We start from the raw sequence: 17,415 nt of genomic DNA, 5'->3' as shown, positions 1-17,415 counted from the left end.
AAAAGGATAGTTTTACATGAAATCACGTGCAGCGGTTGCGTTTGGTCCAGGTCAGCCCTTAAAGATCGTGGAAGTAGATGTTGCTCCACCCAAAGCAGGTGAAGTATTGGTAAAAATTAGCCATACCGGAGTGTGTCATACCGATGCATTCACGTTGTCTGGTGAAGATCCTGAAGGCGTATTTCCGGCGATTTTAGGCCATGAAGGCGCAGGTGTGGTGGTCGAAGTTGGTGAAGGTGTCACTAGTCTGAAACCGGGCGATCACGTAATTCCGCTTTATACTGCTGAATGTGGCGAATGCTTGTTCTGTCAATCTGGCAAAACCAACTTGTGTGTGGCTGTGCGTGCAACTCAAGGTAAGGGTGTCATGCCGGATGGAACCACACGTTTTTCTTATAATGGTGAGCCGATTTATCATTATATGGGCTGCTCAACCTTTTCTGAATATACCGTGGTTGCTGAAGTTTCCCTGGCAAAAATCAATCCTGAAGCCAATCATGAGCATGTCTGCCTGCTCGGCTGTGGCGTAACCACTGGTATTGGTGCGGTGCATAACACGGCTAAAGTCCAAGAAGGCGATAGTGTTGCAGTATTCGGTTTAGGCGGTATCGGTCTGGCTGTGGTACAAGGTGCACGTCAGGCCAAAGCAGGTCGTATTATTGTGGTAGATACCAATCCGGATAAATTTGAACTGGCAAAACAGTTTGGTGCCACAGATTTCTTAAATCCAAAAGAATTTGATCAGCCAATCCAGCAGGTAATTGTAGAAATGACGGGTTGGGGCGTAGACCATTCATTTGAATGTATCGGTAATGTTGATGTAATGCGTTCAGCGCTTGAATGTGCGCACCGTGGCTGGGGTCAGTCGGTGATTATTGGAGTCGCTGGAGCAGGTAAAGAAATTTCCACCCGTCCATTCCAGTTAGTCACAGGCCGTAAATGGATGGGGACTGCATTTGGTGGAGTGAAGGGTCGTTCACAATTACCAGACATGGTAGAACAATCCATGAAAGGTGAAATTCAACTTGAACCTTTTGTGACGCATACCATGCCGCTTGAACAGATCAATGATGCTTTTGACCTGATGCATGAAGGCAAATCAATTCGTACCGTTATTCATTTTGAATAAGTGAGCGTTTGATTTTGAAAAGACTGGTTTAATACCGGTCTTTTCTATGTGCGTTTCACTTAATTCAGGATACATTAGTGCATGAAAGCGTCACAGAGAATCACTTAAACAACACAAGCCTGCTAATGTCATTACATTCGAGATGCTTATATTAAATAGAGCGTATCAAAATACGTGATTAAACCATTTTAAAGAATAAGGATAAGCGCTATGTCGAATGATAATTTTGATCGTGATGTAATAAAAAACTCTCCTAAAGATGTGCGTGATGATTTAAATGCCGATCCAATTACCGGTGAACCGGGCGCACACCCTGTTGGTACAGGTGTAGGCGCTGCAGGTGGCGCAGCGGCAGGTGTAGCCATTGGTGCAGCAGGTGGCCCTGTAGGTGCAGCTGTGGGTGGGGTTGTTGGTGCTGTGGTCGGCGGTCTGGCAGGTAAGGGTGTCGGCGAAGCGATGAACCCAACAGAAGAACAAGCTTATTGGCGTGATAATTCCATTAATACACCATACTATTCAGAGGCTCGTACCACCTATAGCGATCTGGATTATGACCGTGATTATGATACGGCGTATCGGGTCGGTTATGAAAACCGCGGCAGCTATGATGCCAATACCCGTTTTGAAGATGTTGAACCTGAGCTTAGAGTAAAATGGGAACAGATGAAGGGCCAATCGCGTTTAAACTGGGAACAGGCGAAATATGCGGTACGTGATGCCTGGAATCGCGTTACACACTAATTTTTAATCTGTGTATTGAAACAAGTTTGATTGGCAAGACCTATATTAAATTTACAGGTTTTGCCAATTTTATCGATATTCAACACTATTCAGTAAATTGATAAATAAAAGTAGAAAAGTTAATAAATATTTTTTTATATTTAATGCTTGTCAAATGCGCAGAGACCGCGTATTTTAATTTTAGATTCACATTTTATGAAAGACATAACATGTTAAAGCAACCTATCATTTCAAACGCATATTTTTATTTCTGGCAGTTTAGATAATTGCCTGAATGCGTTTGGGCAATGAACAGGTTGCCCACCAGTTTATACCTGATCGGCAACCCTGATCAGGTTTTTTTATGCTTATCATTTTTACAAAACTTTGGAGACAGCCATGACAAACTTTAACTATTCATATTTTAACAACTTTTATTGGTCTTACTTTAGTCAGCTCATGACACTCTCGACCTCGTTAATTAGACCCATAACGCTCAAATAAAAGTTTGGACTGATTGCCAGTCCCAGGATTAAAGTCATGAATACCTTAAATACATCACAACAACATCACGCTGAAACCATTTTAACTTTACCTCAGCAACTGAAACAGCAATTGCCCCTGTCTGCGCAATTGGCTCATCAAGTCGCTGAACAACGTCAAACCATTCAAAATATATTAGAAGGCAAGGACCATCGTTTAATGGTGGTTACAGGCCCGTGTTCCATTCATGACGAAGCCTCGGCTCTAGAATATGCAGAAAAATTAAAACAGCTACAAGCCCAGGTGTCTGATCAAATTTTTCTGGTCATGCGTGCTTATATCGAAAAACCACGCACGACCGTGGGCTGGAAAGGTTTTCTTTACGATCCGAACCTCGATGGTTCTTCCAATATGCAATTGGGCCTGGAAAAATCCCGTGCTTTATACCTTAAAATTATTGAAATGGGCTTGCCAATTGCATCTGAAATTTTAAGTCCGATGGCAACTGCTTATTTTGATGATCTACTGGCTTGGGGTGCCATTGGCGCACGCACCAGTGAATCGCAAATTCACCGTGAAATCTCAAGTCACATGCCCTACAGCATCGGTTTCAAAAACGGCACTGACGGTTCAATCCAGATTGCTCTGGATGCAATCCAGTCTGCCTCTCATCCGCATCAATTCCTAGGCATGAGTCAGTCCGGTTTACCCTGTATTTTAAACTCTCAGGGCAATCCTAAAGCACATTTGATTTTACGTGGCTCAAACAGTGGGCCGAATTACCAGTGCTCAGAAATCGAGAAAATCAAAGCGAAACACTCAGCAGAATTGCCAGCACTGGTGATTGACTGTAGTCATGGCAACAGTGCAAAAAATCCAATGCTGCAAGCTAAAGTGCTGGAGCAAATCGTCGCAGAACGCCTGCAGACCAATGTTCGCGGCGTAATGCTGGAAAGTCACTTGGTGGATGGCAACCAGAAAATTTCTGCAGAGATGGTGTATGGTCAATCAGTTACTGATGGATGTCTGGGCTGGGTAAAAACTGAACAGTTGTTGCTTGGCATTGCTCAGCATTTATCGCTTCGCTGTCTAAAACGCAGTGCATAAAGCTTTAAAAGCACTTTCTCTGAACAGGTTTGGTGAAAGTGCATTTTATTTTAGAAGCTTAAAGTGCTTCCCAGTAAATTGACTTAACATGAAATACATCACACAAATAAGATGATAAATTTTATAAAATAAATAAAATCTGTTTGTGTCCTCTTATAAATCCCTACACAATTAAAAGACAATATATCCATTTGAATATATAACCTTTTTTTCAATAATTTAATGTCATGGCAGGTTGTTTGGGGATCTTGATGTTTGCAACAGAGCTCTTAGAAGAAGCACGAAAATTCATGCACCACATGCTGACCAAAGTGGTCGAATATGGTGGTTCAGATTTATTTATTACCGCCGACTTTCCACCGAGTATTAAACATCAGGGTTTAATGAAGCCTTTTGGACAGCAAGAACTGACGGCTGAAAAAACCAAGCTGTTTGCCTATAGCCTGATGAATGAAAAGCAGCGCAAGGAATTTGAAACGGAACTGGAGTGCAACTTTGCTATCACTGTGCCGGGTGTTTCGCGTTTTCGGGTCAACGTGTTCCAGCAACAACTCAATGTTGGCATGGTGATTCGTACTATTACCGCAGAAATTCCAAATTTCCAGAAGCTCAAACTTCCTGATTCACTTAAACATGTGATTATGGAGAAACGTGGTCTGGTGCTGGTGGTCGGGGGAACCGGCTCAGGAAAGTCAACCTCGCTCGCTGCGATGATTGACTACCGCAATGAAAATTCAGCCGGGCATATTATTACCGTGGAAGATCCGGTGGAGTATGTACATAAACATAAAAAATCCATGATTACGCATCGTGAAGTCGGCGTGGACTGTCATTCCTGGCACAATGCGCTGAAAAATACCTTGCGTCAGGCACCCGATGTGATTCTGATCGGGGAAATTCGTGATACTGAAACCATGGAACATGCGATTGCTTTTGCCGAAACCGGGCATCTTTGTCTGGGAACTTTGCACTCCAACAATGCCAATCAGACTTTAGACCGGATTATTAACTTCTTCCCGGAAGAGCGCCGCAATCAGTTATTGATGGATTTATCCTCGAATATGAAGGCGATTATTTCCCAGCGTCTGATTCGGACGCAGGATGGTAAAGGCCGTCGTGCAGCGATTGAAATCATGTTAAATACGCCATTGATTTCCGACCTGATTTTGAAAGGTGAGTTTCATGAGCTGAAAGCGATTATGGCAAAATCCCGTGAATTGGGGATGCAAACCTTTGACCAGGCCTTATTTGAATTGTATAACCAGGGCGAAATTTCTTATGAGGAAGCGTTACGCAATGCCGACTCCACCAATGAATTACGCTTACAGATCAAGCTAAAAAGTAATCGTCAGGATAATGCAGCAGTCGGAGAAAGTACGCAGTTTTCTATGCTACAAAAACCAAAACCTGAAGAAAAATCAGCAGAAAATCAAGCTGTAGCTGAATAAAGACTGTCTTGGGAAACAATCAAAACAGGTAGATTTGAATTCTGCCTGTTTTGGGTTAGCTATTTTTGACTGCTTTAGCCTGAACCACCAGATGAAAATATCCCATACTACTTAGGGTCAAGACGGCACAAATCACAAAAGCAGTTTGATAACTATAAGCGGCAATGATAGCACCGATCAGGACTGAGCCAATGGCAATACCCAGATCATAGCAGGTATAAAAAGTCGAAGTTGCGTAGCCAATCCGGTGTTTTGGTGCACGTTGAATGGCTAAGGTTTGAATGCACGGTTGCACACTACCAAAACCGACTCCGACCAGAACCGCAGCCAGCATAAATCCCCATAAAGTCTGAATCTGGCTCAGTAAAAACAGACCTAGACTAAAAGCCAGCAGTGCCGGATAAATCACGTATTGTGGACCTTTGCGGTCATAAATTTTTCCAGTGATCGGACGCAGGCTCATCATGGAAATTGCAAATACCACAAAGAATAAACCGGCATAGGCCATTAAATCCTTACTGGCTGCAAATGGCGCGATAAAAGACATGATGCTGGCATAAGAAAAGGAAATCAGCATGGCAAGTCCTGCCACAGGCAGTGCTTTCTTTTCGACAAAATCAGTCAGCCCTAGTGATGTTTTCTTGTCGGTGTGGTCGATCATTTTTTCAGGCTCTTTGACCGGAATCAGTAAACAGAAGATAAAGCCGATAAAAACCAAAGCGATCAACAAGGTGCTGACCTGAAAATAAGACCAGTATTCAATTAAACTCAGACCAATTAAAGGCCCCAGGACAATTCCCAGATTGACAGACATGACAAAATAACCCATGCCTTCGCCTTTACGCTGTTCTGGAATAAACTGGTTGACCACCGGCACACAGGCTGTGGTCAGAATACTAAACCAGATGCCATGCAAGAAACGGATGATAAACAGAATCGTGAGCTGATCAGCGAGCAGGTAAGCTAAGGAAAAAAGACTGAAAAATATTTCTGAGACAATTAAAGTTTTGCGTATGCCGAATTTTTCGATAATTAAGCCACTAAAAGGACGTACTGCAATGGCAGAGACCATAAATAAGGTCATGGCCAGACCAGCTTGGGTCAGATTACCACCTAATTCTTTTAAGATATAAATCGGCAAAATTGTGGTTTGCGCAAAATAGAAAATAAATAAAAACAGGTTGTTGGCCAGACACAGTACAAATGACTTGGTCCATAACGGCGCTACAATGGCATTCATGATTATCCTAAAATGATGGGTGATGAGACGCTGGTCTTAGAATGGAAAATTATTGTTATAAATAAGTGTGGCATATTCAGGAGTGCAGCGCGCCCTGTTCAGTACTTTAGGAAATATACGTGAAAAATACAATAATATTTTAATATGAATATATGTAATTGAAGCCGATTGGGAAAGCTGAACAATATCTATGGCATAAAAAAAATCAGCCCGCAGGCTGATTTTCTAAATATAAGCGGGTTTATAGGCCAGCTTCATATGCTGTATTGGAGAGCAGGTGTTCAACATCTGACATATTGTCTGGTTTGATTTTATAGATCCAGCCTTTGCCATAGGGATCGTCATTAATAAAATCAGGATCATCTTCAAGATCAGGATTGATTTCAACGACAATACCAGAAACAGGTGCATGAATATCAGACGCAGTTTTGACCGATTCAACTACACCGGCTTGCTGACCCGCAGTGATGTGTGAATCAAGATCTGGTGCCTCTACATAGACCAAATCACCTAATGCATCCTGTGCATGGTCGGAAATACCGGTCACAACAAGATCACCCTCAATGCGTACCCATTCATGCGTACTTGCGTACTTTAATTCTGAAGGATGATTCATTGATAACTCCTTAAAAATCTTTAGATCATTTTTGACATGTTTTATACATTCTTTTTGGCCAAAACAAAAGGCTTATGACCCTTTATAAATAAGGATCTTTGCGCCAGTTGCTCGGGCTGCGACCACTCCAGCGTTTAAATGCCCGGCTAAAATTGGCGACATCACTATAACCAAGTTCATCAGCAATCTGTTCCAAGCTAAAGTCGGTCCGGGACAATAACGACGTCGCATGCCGGTAGCGTACTTCATCGACCAGCGTAGAAAAAGAGGTACCTTCAGCCGCCAGCTGGCGTTTTAGGGTGCGGTCGGACATATGCAGACGATCTGCCACACTTTCAATACTCAGATAATGCTGCTCGGAATGGGTTAGAATATCACGGACCCGCATCGCAATCCGGTGGCGTTCCCCCAAGGCCGAGAGTTCAGTTTCACACTGGTTAATTGCAATCTGGCTGGCAATCGGGTCGGCATGTACCAACTTGTTCATCAGGTAGCTCTTATCAAAGCTCAAGATCAAATGCGGCTGTTCAAAGCGAAACTGATGATGTGGAAATTTGGCCATAAAGCGTTCAAAGCCTTCCGGTTTTTTGAAATCAAAATCGATTTCTCCAGCGGCATAATCAATTCCGGTAATGGCCTTGGCCATACTGATCATGCCAAAAATCAGTGCAATCGAGATTTCGGTGCGTAAGGGTTCTAACTGAATATCGGTTTGCAACTGGACTGTGGCTTTGGCACCAAAGGTCGAAAAGAATAGCTGTAAAAAGGGCATACGCAGCTGGATGAAACGGTTGGCCAGTACTAATGCATCGGTAATATCCTTGGCCGTCATGATTGCATAGCCAATAAAACCATGAATAGAAATCCGCATCTGGGTACCCAGATGATAACCAAGTGTCGGTTCACCGCTCAGCTTGAGGGCATGTTTGACCAGTTCATTGGCCACAGGTGTCGGGATGCGAAAATCAGGATCCGCCAGCTGCTCCGTACTCAGACCAAAGGACTTGAACAACGATTCGTCATTATATCCCCAGCGGGAAATGACATCGAGCAGCAAAAGAGCGTATACACCTGGAATTCCCTGATCTTGGCGTGGAGCAATTGTTTTCATGCGCGATCCGTTGCACTCACTTAAATTTTTTTATTTATGGTCTGATATTGGCATAAAACTGCCATTTTTTTCATTAAAATTGTTGGACAAAGTTTTGGCTATTGCCACAATCATTGTGGCAGATTAGCCTGAATTTCGCCTAAAAATCAATTTAAACCGGAGAAAATCCTCGTTTAAATACCACAATTTTAGTGGTTGAACTAAAAATCATTTTATGATGCTGGTCAAATGCCTGCGTCTGGTAGCTAACGATCCCACGATCAGTTTTGCTTCTGGAGGGCTGAATATCCATGATTTCGACTTCGACGTGAATTTCATCCCCGGGGCGGGTCGGACAAGGCCAACGCAGATGCGACTCTGAACCAATGAGCCCATAAGCCACAGGAAAACATTCAGTCCACAAGCGCATAACCACTGCCGCAGTATGCCAACCACTGGCGGCAATTCCCTGAAATACCGGATGGGCTGCAGCTTGCTGTTCATCAGTATGAAAGACTTGTGGGTCATAAGCCCGGGCAAAATTTTGAATTTCTTCCAGTCCCATATGATATTTACGGCTGCTAAAGCGGTCAGCGATATTCAAATCTTCCAAATACAGCATTATTCACGATCCTTCGTTGCTTTGATCTGTTGTTGTATCAGTAATCCGCCCGTTTGACGCTGCCAAAGCTGGGCGTAGATTCCATTTAATGCTACCAGTTCATCATGGGTACCTTGCTCGGCAATTTTGCCTTGATCCATTACAATCAGGCGATCCATCTGGGCAATTGTCGATAAACGATGCGCAATGGCAATTACGGTTTTGCCTTGCATCAGATCATCGAGGCTGTTTTGAATGGCCGCTTCGACTTCAGAATCCAGCGCACTGGTGGCTTCATCCAGAATCAAAATGGGTGCATCTTTTAGAAATACCCGTGCGATTGCAACACGTTGACGTTGACCACCAGAAAGTTTTACACCACGCTCACCGACATAAGCCTCATAGCCTCTTTTGCCGCGTAAGTCGGTCAGATGAGGAATAAACTCTTCTGCTTTGGCTTTACGTACCGCTTCATACATCTCTTGATCGGTTGCATCAGGACGACCATATTTGATGTTCTCTGCAACGGTACGATGCAGCAGCGAAGTGTCTTGAGTCACTAAAGCAATGTTCTTACGCAAACTGTCCTGCGTCACATCTTCAATGTTCTGCCCATCGATTAAAATACGACCTTGGTCAAGATGATAAAAATGCAGCAATAACTGAATCAGGGTCGATTTACCTGCGCCTGAACGTCCCACAATCCCGATTTTTTCACCCGGGCGAATGGTCAGGTTAAACTGGTCAATGACATTTTTATCATTATAGGCAAAGCTGACATTGTCGAATTTAATTTCACCATGCTGAAGCTGTAGCTCTTTGGCATTGGGTTTATCTTCAATGGCAATCTTGCGGCCTAAAGTTTTCATACCATCCTGAATGGTCCCGACATTTTCAAACAGGGCAGAGGTCTGCCACATCATAAACTCGGCAATACTGTTCAGTTTGAGTATCATGGCCGTGGTGGCTGCAATAATGCCCAATTCGGCCTGTCCTTCCATCCATAGCCAGATGGCCGTACCCAACACACCGCCATAGAGAATAATGCTCAGAAATAAAATACTGATTTCATACTGAGCCCCCAGACGCATCTGTTTGTAAACCGTGACCATAAATTCCTGCATGGAGGTTTTAGCATACTGGCTTTCCCGGCCAGCATGGGCAAACAGCTTGACAGTCTGGATATTGGTATAGGCATCGGTGACACGGCCGGTCATGACGGCACGCGCATCGGCCTGTGACTTGGAAATCTTGCTTAAACGCGGAATAAAGTACCAGGCCGCACAGATAAATAGTAGTAGCCACACCATCAAAGGGATAACTAAATAGGGAGAAATATTGCCTAAAACGATATTGATGGTGACGAAATAAATCAGCACATAGGCCAGCATATCTCCCAAAATGACCCAGAATTCCCGGATGGCCAGCGCCGTTTGCATGACTTTGGCAGATAGACGTCCGGCAAAATCATTATGGAAAAAATCCAGACTTTGTTTCATCAGTAAATTATGAAAGCGCCAGCGTAACCGCATCGGAAAGTTGCTATACAAAATCTGGTGCTTGATCAGGGATTGGGCACTGGCAAAGAAAATATTGGCCAGCAGGATAATGCTCAGCAAGGTTAGGTTGCTGGCATGTTGTTCCAGAAAAGTATCTGGCTGGCTTTTGCTGAGCCAATTTACCAGATCGCCAATTTTTGAGTAGAGTAAGGCTTCAAAGCTGGCAGCACCGGCCGTACACAGCACCAGAATCAGCAAATAACGGCGCACACCGTAGGCTGCCTGCCAGACAAATGGAAAAAACTTGGTCGGTAAAGGTTGATTCAGGTTTTTGGTGGGATAGGGATCAACCAGTCTTTCAAGCCATCGAAACATTATCGTACTCTTATCATGCATTTTGCTTTGTAGTGATTATAAAGGATTGAATTTTTTTAAGCCTAGGATTAGATGAAATAGCCACAAAATTATTATCCAAATCAGACTTTACTTTTCATGCCAGATACGTAATTCTAAATCCATAATTATATTAAGGTTTAAACCATTTTTCCTCATAAAAAGAATCAAAAACGAGAGAGCTTAAAGATGAGTATTTGGGTAGTGGCCAGCCGTAAACGAGGCTCAGGAAAAACCACGATTGCGATGTATATCACTGAGTTATTACGTGGGCAAGGCGCGACCTTGCTCATTGATGCCAATCTGGAACCGTATGGTTATGAATGGGCAAATCTGAAAAATAAACAATTTTCTTTCGAGCATCTGGATATCTTAAAACAAGATGGTCGTAGTCTGGATCATCGTCTGGAGATACTGAAACAGCAGTTCGCCTATATTATTGTTGATATTGACGGGCAGGATACATCTGCCTTGCGTTCAGTCCTGAAACATGCAGATAAGCTGATTATTCCCAGTTCCATCAATCCAGAAGATATCCGGCTTGAAACCGAACTGGTGCAATTGGCGATTGGGATCGCACAATATAATACTCAATTAAAAATTTATACGGTATTGAATAAGATTCCTGAACAGCAGCAACTTGCAGAAATGAAACAGACACAGCATCTGCTCAAGCATATGCCCGGTGCACAGTTTCTAAACACGGTGATTTATGAACATCAAAGCTATCATCATTTATTATTAAACGGCGAAAGGATCTGTGAAGAGCAGTTCGACTCAGAACATGATTTTTATAAAATGCTACAAGAACTGATGCAGCTGCAAGCGTCTGCAATCTCAGCCTGAGCATCTCAATACCCAATCTAATATTTGTTTAAGTTGTCGATTTTTATATTTTTATTTAATTAGACCAATTAAAAAGCCTGAAACTGTAGCCAGTTTCAGGCTTTTATTTTATTTGAAGATTGTCGCAGCTTTTCAGGAAACGCTAAAAGATTCCTTGAGGTCGAAACCTGAAGGTGCCTGATACACTTTTAGGCCAAATTCAGGAATAATCGCCAACAGGTGATCCAGAATATCCGACTGGATATTTTCATACTCGACCCAGACCGTGGTATTGGTAAATGCATAAATTTCCAGAGGCAAACCTTCACTGGTCGGTTGTAACTGACGAACCATCAGCGAGTGATTTTTACTAATTCCCGGATGCTGTTGCAGATAAAATTCCACATAGGCACGGAAAGTCCCCAGATTGGTCAGACGGCGTTGGTTATATTGCGAATGATGGCTGAGCTGCAAGTTAAATTGCTGCAGTTCTTCAGTTTTGGTATTTAGATATTGATCCAGCAGAATAAATTCTTTCAGCTTGTTCTGTTCCTCAGCTGACATGAAATGCACGCTGCTCTGATCGACATGAATGGAACGTTTAATCCGGCGCGCACCGGCTTCCTGCATGCCACGCCAGTTTTTAAAGGTATCCGTCACCAGTTTATTGGTCGGAATGGTGGTGACTGTTTTATCAAAGTTCTGCACGGTAATGGTGTGTAATGACATATCAATGACATCGCCGTCCGCATTTAAAGATGGCATTTCAATCCAGTCACCAATACGCACCATGTCATAAGAGGAAATCTGTACCGAAGCCACCAGCGATAGGATGGTATTTTGGAACACCAGCATCAGTACCGCAGCCATGGCACCAAAACCGGCCAGCAAGGTAAAGACATCTTTCTTGAGGAAAGTCCCCAGAATCATCAAACCACAAACGATGAAGATGATCAGCTTGACCAGTTGCAAATAGCCTTTAATCGGCTTGTTACGCGATTTCGGATTGCGCTGATAAATCAGGTTAAAAATATTCAGCAATTCGCCAATCGCCAGGGCAATGGTCAGGAAGATAAAGGCCTGCGCACCCATCTGGATAAAGGTCTCGACCTTGTCTGATAAATGCGGAACGGTGGTAATTCCATTCATAATCACAATGGCCGGCACAATATTGGCAATACGGCGGATCACGCTATGCTCAGCAATGATTTCATTATGTGCAAAAGGCATTTTGGAAATCAGTTTACGAATTCCGCGAACAACGACTTGTTTGGCAAATAAATTTGCAATAATTGCCAGTAAAATCACAATGCTCAATGAAGAGAGCATTTCTAGCCAGGGATATTGATCTGCCCACACTTGTATATTCTGGACAAGCTTAAACTGTTCCAACTTATCTTTTCTCACACTGTTAAAATTGTGAAAGAGTTTATAGCTTTAAGCTGAGTTTTTTAATTTTAATTAAACTTTTAATACATATCTTTAGAAAGTGTTTACCTGAAATAGCTTTTAGACTGTGATCTGATATAAAAAAACCGGCCTAAGCCGGTTTAGTATGATATCAAATACTAATAATAACTTACCACATCAGGTCATCCGGAATGACATAGGCTGCATACGGATCTTCTTCATCGGTAATTTGTTCATTTTTCTCTGAATTATTCACAATGATAAAGCCTTGCATCTTGGCATTAATACGATCTCCCAAAGCCTTAGGCAAGAACACATAACTGTCATTTTCACGTGCAATCACCAGACTGCCTGCCACCAGTGCATTATAGATCTGCTGGTTCAGGTAAACCTTCTTGATCTTGCTGTCATCAATAAACTGATACACCGCATCACCATCCGTATCGCGGATTTTGTGCTGGTTAATCATCTGGATGATCGCGGCTTTCAGTTCTTTTTCCTGTAAGGCCGCTTTTTTCTCTAACTCGATGGCTTGGTCTTTGGCCAGTTTCTGCTGCTTGTCTTGCTCAATTTTCGCCTTGATTTCAGCCTCGGTGCTATCACCGGTGCGTTTTTCATGTACAGCCTGTTTAGACAGTTTTTTGGCTTTTTTATTATCGACCAAACCTGCCTTTAACAATTGTGCCTGCAATGCATTTTTAACCATGAGAATGTCCAGAAATTAATCGTGTTGATGTCGATAACGTAAATAAATCACCCAGTAAATCAGACTGAGCATCAGGCTCAGCCCTGCCGGGATCAGGAATGCATTTAATTTTAAATAAGGATAAAGCCAGCTGGCAAGAATACCACCGCTTAAAAAACCGAGCAAAATAAGTATATGTAAAACGACTCGGCGTGGTTCTACATCTAAGCCGCGTAAACGGTAACCCATGGCCAAGCCAAGGTCGGTCAGTACACCAGATAAATGCGTGGTGCGAATAATGGCACCTTTATAATGGCTGACCATGGCATTCTGCAGACCCATCGCGACACAGGCCCATAACAGGGCATAACGCGGGAAATAGGGCAATAATAACCAGCAGATCAGAATAAAAAAAGCCACCAGGCTTAAAGGATAACCATAAAGTCGCCCCAAGCGAAAGTGACTATTTCCTAGAATCAGCCCGCTATACAGAGAACCAATGACATAGCAGATTGTGACCAGAAGCAGATATAGCATCATGTCTGGCTGCCAGTCCAGCAGCGCCATGGCCAGCATACTGACATTACCGGTCATATGTGAAACAGACTGGTGTAATACCGTCACCAGACCCAGGACGTTAATCATGCCGGCATTCACCGCAAGAAAGAACGCTCCTAATTGTATCCAGGTAGGTAAACGCTGTAATGGCATAACAACATCATTGGCAAAAAATATTGATTATTCAATATAAAATCAATTTGATGCGCGGTCTACTGCTGTGGTAAATAAAACATCCGTAGACGAGTTTAAAGCAGTTTCAGTAGAATCCTGCAATACACTGATTACCATACCAATCGCGACCACTTGCATAGCGATATCCGAAGAAATACCAAACAGACCACAGGCCAAAGGAATCAACAATAATGAACCACCGGCCACACCTGAAGCACCACAGGCCGAGATGGTTGCTACTACGGAAAGAATTAGCATGGTGGTGAAATCTACGCTAATGCCCAAGGTATTTACCGTTGCCAGTGACAATACGGTAATGGTGACCGATGCCCCAGCCATATTGATCGCAGCACCGAGAGGAATCGCGATACTTGCGGTTGATTCTTTGACGCCTAGACGTTTTGCCAGATCCAGATTGACGGGAATGTTGGCTGCCGAACTACGGGTAAAGAAGGCGGTAATGCCACTTTCACGCAAGCAGGTAAAGACGAGTGGATAGGGGTTGTGACGCGTCACTAAAGCCACCAACATTGGGTTAATTACCAGTGCAACAAAAGCCATCGTACCTAATAGTACCGCAAGTAAATGTGCATAACTGGTCAGCGTATCCAGACCGGATTCAGCAAAAGTCACTGCAACCAGACCAAAAATACCCACAGGTGCAAAACTGATCACTAAACGAATCACATAATTAACCGCAAAGGCGGCATCATTCAAAAGGGTCTTGGTGGTATCCGATGCATGACGGAAGGCGATGCCCAATGCCACAGACCAGGCCAGAACGCCAATGAAATTTGCTTCAGCAATAGCAACGACCGGGTTGGCGACAAAGCTAAGCAGCAGATTCTTCAGGATTTCTACCAGACTGCCAGGTGGCTGTAAGTCCGCTTGTGCAGCAATATCCAGAAACAGCGTACTTGGAAATAACATACTCGAAACGACAGCACTGAGTGCAGCAAGGAACATACCTACCGCATACATCATCATAATCGGTTTAATGGCGGTGTTGGATTGCCCCACTTTAAAATTTGCGATAGAAGCTAAAACTAAAATGAAAACCAGAATCGGTGCAACAGATTTCAAGGCTTTAATAAACAGGTCGCCCAATAGGCTTAATGAGGGAGTAGCTTCGGGAAATACCACAGCCACACCTACACCTAAAATAATGGCGATGATGATTCGAGAGACTAGGCTCATACGCATAAGGGCAGAAAACATAAGATTGCCTTGTGAAAATTACGAGGGCTAAATTTGGGAAAAAGTTGCGCTATTTTATACTTAATTTAAACAAGGCTTGAAATATATTTTTATATAAAAAACAAGTTATTGATATAATTGATTTATTCTAAAATTAATCAATATAAAAGAATACTTTTATTTGAAAAAACAATCTAAAGATGCTGAATAAATCATCTCTTTTAAAGTTATATTCATGAAATAAATATCAAAGTTAAATCGATAAATTCAAATTATATTTGAAAATTTAAAAAAGTTTGGCGTCATGACCGGTTTGAATCTCCGGCCATAAGTTTAACGATCTGCTGTCCTAAATCGTATAGTCTTTATGCTGCTCAAAGATTTCTGGAGCCAAGTCCCGAATTGCCTGAAAATGAGTCAGATAAATGTGGCCACTCAGATGAATCATCAGCTTCGAGGCTTGTAGCTTGTCCATCACCGGGCCTTTCACTTCGGCAAAATGCAGTCGAATGTTCAGTTTGGCCAATTCCGCATTTAAATCCTCCAGCATTTCCAAAGCGCTTAAATCAATGGCACTGATACTGGAGCAATTTAAAATCACATGTTGCAACTTGTCATTCAGGCTCATCTGATTGATCAGATAACCTTTGAAGCTATTGGCATTCAGAAAAGTCAGATTTTCATCAATCCGCAGTGACAGCACCCGATCGGAGGTACTGACTTGATGACGCTGAATATTACGAAAATGCTGTGTACCTTCGACCAGTCCGAGCACTGCAATATGCGGACGACTGATTCGCCATAACATCAGGATAAACGTCGATATGATCCCAATAATCAGGCCAGTGGAAATATCAATCAGCACCACACCCAGAAAGGTAATCCACATGGCAATACCATCGGCTTTAGAATAACGCCAGGCATCAAAGAAAGGCCGAAAATCGACCAGTTTCCAGATGGAAACAATAATCGTGGCGGCCAGAATGGTCAGGGGCAGATCTTCAAAAAATCCGGTAAAGAACAGGCTGACGAAAATAATCAGAATGGAGGACAAAACTCCTGCCATGGGGGATTTGGCACCGGCATCGGCATTGACCACGGTACGCGACAGACTGCCAGTAACCGGAAAGGCTGAACTGACGCCTGCACTGATATTGGCAATCCCCAAGGCAATCAATTCCTGATTACTGTTTAAATGACTGCGTTGTTGCAAGGCTGTGGCTTGAGCAATTGACAGTGATTCCACAAAGCTGATCATGGCGATCATGCTGGCACCCGGTAACAAGGTCATGACCAGTTCCCAGTTCCAGTGCGGAAAAGACAAGGGCGGAAAACCGGACGGGATTGCACCCACTGTTTTAATGCCTTGCCCCTTTAAATTCAGAAATACGATCGCTGCAATCCCGAGACATACCAGAATGAGAGGCACAGCCCGTACCAGAAAATCTGTAGAGCCGATCCGGCTTTGTACTGCCTGAGATTTTAGCAACTTGGGCAGATAGATCAGTAAAGCCATCGACAACAGGCCAAATAACAGGCTTGGTAAATGCAGGAGCGGCAGATACTCCAGAAGACTTGTTGTAAATTCTGGAATGTTATTGGCTTTTAAGGGTAGGTCGACCAAGAACTTCAATTGTCCAAAAGCAATTAATAATGCCGAGGCAATAATAAAGCTCTGAATGACCGGATGACTGATCAGCTGAATTAAGAAACCGAAACGGAATAATCCCAAGAGCAGGGAAATAATACCGACCATGAGTGCTAATAAGGTCGCAGCTTCGATATAGACCGGTGAGCCGACTTCAAACAGTGGATTGAGCGTGGCAAAAGTCATCATTGAAATGATCGCCACCGGGCCAATCGATAAAGTCGAACTGCCACCGAGCAACGCATAAATGATCATTGGCAGGATGCTGGCATATAAGCCCATGATCGGCGGTAAACCGGCCAGCATGGCATAAGCCATCCCCTGAGGAACCAGCATCGCCACGACAATCAGTGCGGCCAGCACATCGGATTTAAATTTGACCGGCGTATAGTCGCTTAACCATACCCAGGCAGGCAGTCTATGCAGAAGTTTAGACTTGGAATTTGGCATAAAAAGGTCTAAATCATAAATATAGATATATTATGCACAAATTCTGCTAAGAAATCTTAAGGGGTCGAATTTGTGATGATTTATGTTTTTAAAATAAATCAGCTAGGTCTGGCCTCCATTTTCTTGAAGCAGCTATAGCGAT

The 17,415-nt window shown here is 43.2% G+C and carries 15 protein-coding genes; 5 read left to right on the top strand and 10 right to left on the bottom strand.

What is annotated here, in order from left to right; genetic code table 11:
- Window positions 1–16: 16 nt before the first annotated feature.
- From FTU87_RS02740 to FTU87_RS02725, 4 genes are all read left to right on the top strand, one after another.
- The gene (locus FTU87_RS02740; RefSeq protein ID WP_100354801.1) at window positions 17–1,129 is read left to right on the top strand and encodes an S-(hydroxymethyl)glutathione dehydrogenase/class III alcohol dehydrogenase; all 1,113 of its coding nucleotides are present in this window, start codon (window positions 17–19) and stop codon (window positions 1,127–1,129) included.
- Window positions 1,130–1,339: 210 nt separating this feature from the next.
- Window positions 1,340–1,870: a hypothetical protein gene (locus FTU87_RS02735; protein WP_005097004.1), complete on the top strand. Its 531-nt coding sequence runs from the start codon at window positions 1,340–1,342 to the stop codon at window positions 1,868–1,870.
- Between the two features lie 519 nt (window positions 1,871–2,389).
- Window positions 2,390–3,439: a 3-deoxy-7-phosphoheptulonate synthase gene (locus FTU87_RS02730; RefSeq protein WP_074382738.1), complete on the top strand. Its 1,050-nt coding sequence runs from the start codon at window positions 2,390–2,392 to the stop codon at window positions 3,437–3,439.
- A gap of 251 nt (window positions 3,440–3,690) precedes the next feature.
- Entirely contained in the window at window positions 3,691–4,887 is a 1,197-nt protein-coding gene (locus tag FTU87_RS02725; protein WP_074382739.1) for a PilT/PilU family type 4a pilus ATPase, read from the top strand.
- 55 nt (window positions 4,888–4,942) lie between these two features.
- Here the strand turns inward: FTU87_RS02725 and FTU87_RS02720 are convergent, their stop codons facing one another.
- The 5 genes from FTU87_RS02720 to FTU87_RS02700 form a co-directional block, all read right to left on the bottom strand.
- Window positions 4,943–6,127: an MFS transporter gene (locus FTU87_RS02720; protein WP_074382740.1), complete on the bottom strand. Its 1,185-nt coding sequence runs from the start codon at window positions 6,125–6,127 to the stop codon at window positions 4,943–4,945.
- 241 nt (window positions 6,128–6,368) lie between these two features.
- On the bottom strand, window positions 6,369–6,743 hold the full coding sequence (gene gcvH, locus FTU87_RS02715; protein WP_005097000.1) for a glycine cleavage system protein GcvH: 375 nt from the start codon (window positions 6,741–6,743) through the stop codon (window positions 6,369–6,371).
- Window positions 6,744–6,825: 82 nt separating this feature from the next.
- Window positions 6,826–7,854 (bottom strand): AraC family transcriptional regulator, encoded by a 1,029-nt coding sequence (locus tag FTU87_RS02710; RefSeq protein ID WP_005096998.1) that lies wholly within the window; start codon window positions 7,852–7,854, stop codon window positions 6,826–6,828.
- 151 nt (window positions 7,855–8,005) lie between these two features.
- The gene (locus FTU87_RS02705; RefSeq protein WP_005096996.1) at window positions 8,006–8,455 is read right to left on the bottom strand and encodes a MaoC/PaaZ C-terminal domain-containing protein; all 450 of its coding nucleotides are present in this window, start codon (window positions 8,453–8,455) and stop codon (window positions 8,006–8,008) included.
- Complete coding sequence (locus FTU87_RS02700) at window positions 8,455–10,308, bottom strand: ABC transporter ATP-binding protein (protein WP_005096995.1); 1,854 nt, start codon at window positions 10,306–10,308, stop codon at window positions 8,455–8,457. Before FTU87_RS02700 ends, FTU87_RS02705 begins: the two co-directional genes overlap by 1 nt.
- Window positions 10,309–10,515: 207 nt before the next feature.
- Between FTU87_RS02700 and FTU87_RS02695 the strand changes: the two genes are divergently transcribed.
- Window positions 10,516–11,172 (top strand): hypothetical protein, encoded by a 657-nt coding sequence (locus FTU87_RS02695; RefSeq protein ID WP_074382742.1) that lies wholly within the window; start codon window positions 10,516–10,518, stop codon window positions 11,170–11,172.
- Window positions 11,173–11,304: 132 nt separating this feature from the next.
- Here FTU87_RS02695 and FTU87_RS02690 read toward each other — a convergent pair whose 3' ends face one another.
- From FTU87_RS02690 to FTU87_RS02670, 5 genes are all read right to left on the bottom strand, one after another.
- Window positions 11,305–12,543, bottom strand: coding sequence for a mechanosensitive ion channel family protein (locus FTU87_RS02690; protein WP_005096993.1), 1,239 nt, complete (start codon window positions 12,541–12,543; stop codon window positions 11,305–11,307).
- 187 nt (window positions 12,544–12,730) lie between these two features.
- Entirely contained in the window at window positions 12,731–13,267 is a 537-nt protein-coding gene (locus FTU87_RS02685; protein WP_005096992.1) for a DUF2058 domain-containing protein, read from the bottom strand.
- Window positions 13,268–13,282: 15 nt separating this feature from the next.
- Entirely contained in the window at window positions 13,283–13,957 is a 675-nt protein-coding gene (locus FTU87_RS02680; RefSeq protein ID WP_159515737.1) for a YoaK family protein, read from the bottom strand.
- A 42-nt stretch (window positions 13,958–13,999) separates the two neighbouring features.
- Window positions 14,000–15,196 carry a serine/threonine transporter SstT gene (sstT, locus tag FTU87_RS02675; RefSeq protein ID WP_005170774.1) on the bottom strand — a complete coding sequence of 399 codons (1,197 nt, stop codon included), beginning with the start codon at window positions 15,194–15,196 and terminating at the stop codon, window positions 14,000–14,002.
- Window positions 15,197–15,524: 328 nt separating this feature from the next.
- A complete protein-coding gene (locus FTU87_RS02670; RefSeq protein WP_180096643.1) occupies window positions 15,525–17,273 on the bottom strand; it encodes a SulP family inorganic anion transporter in 1,749 nt (582 codons plus the stop codon).
- Between the last annotated feature and the right edge of the window lie 142 nt (window positions 17,274–17,415).

The sequence above is a fragment of the Acinetobacter sp. YH12156 genome, assembly GCF_013418235.1.
GTDB classification, from domain to species: Bacteria; Pseudomonadota; Gammaproteobacteria; order Pseudomonadales; family Moraxellaceae; genus Acinetobacter; species Acinetobacter pseudolwoffii.
The sequence above is the reverse complement of the archived record's forward strand: the minus strand, read 5'-3'. Positions and strand labels throughout refer to the sequence as shown.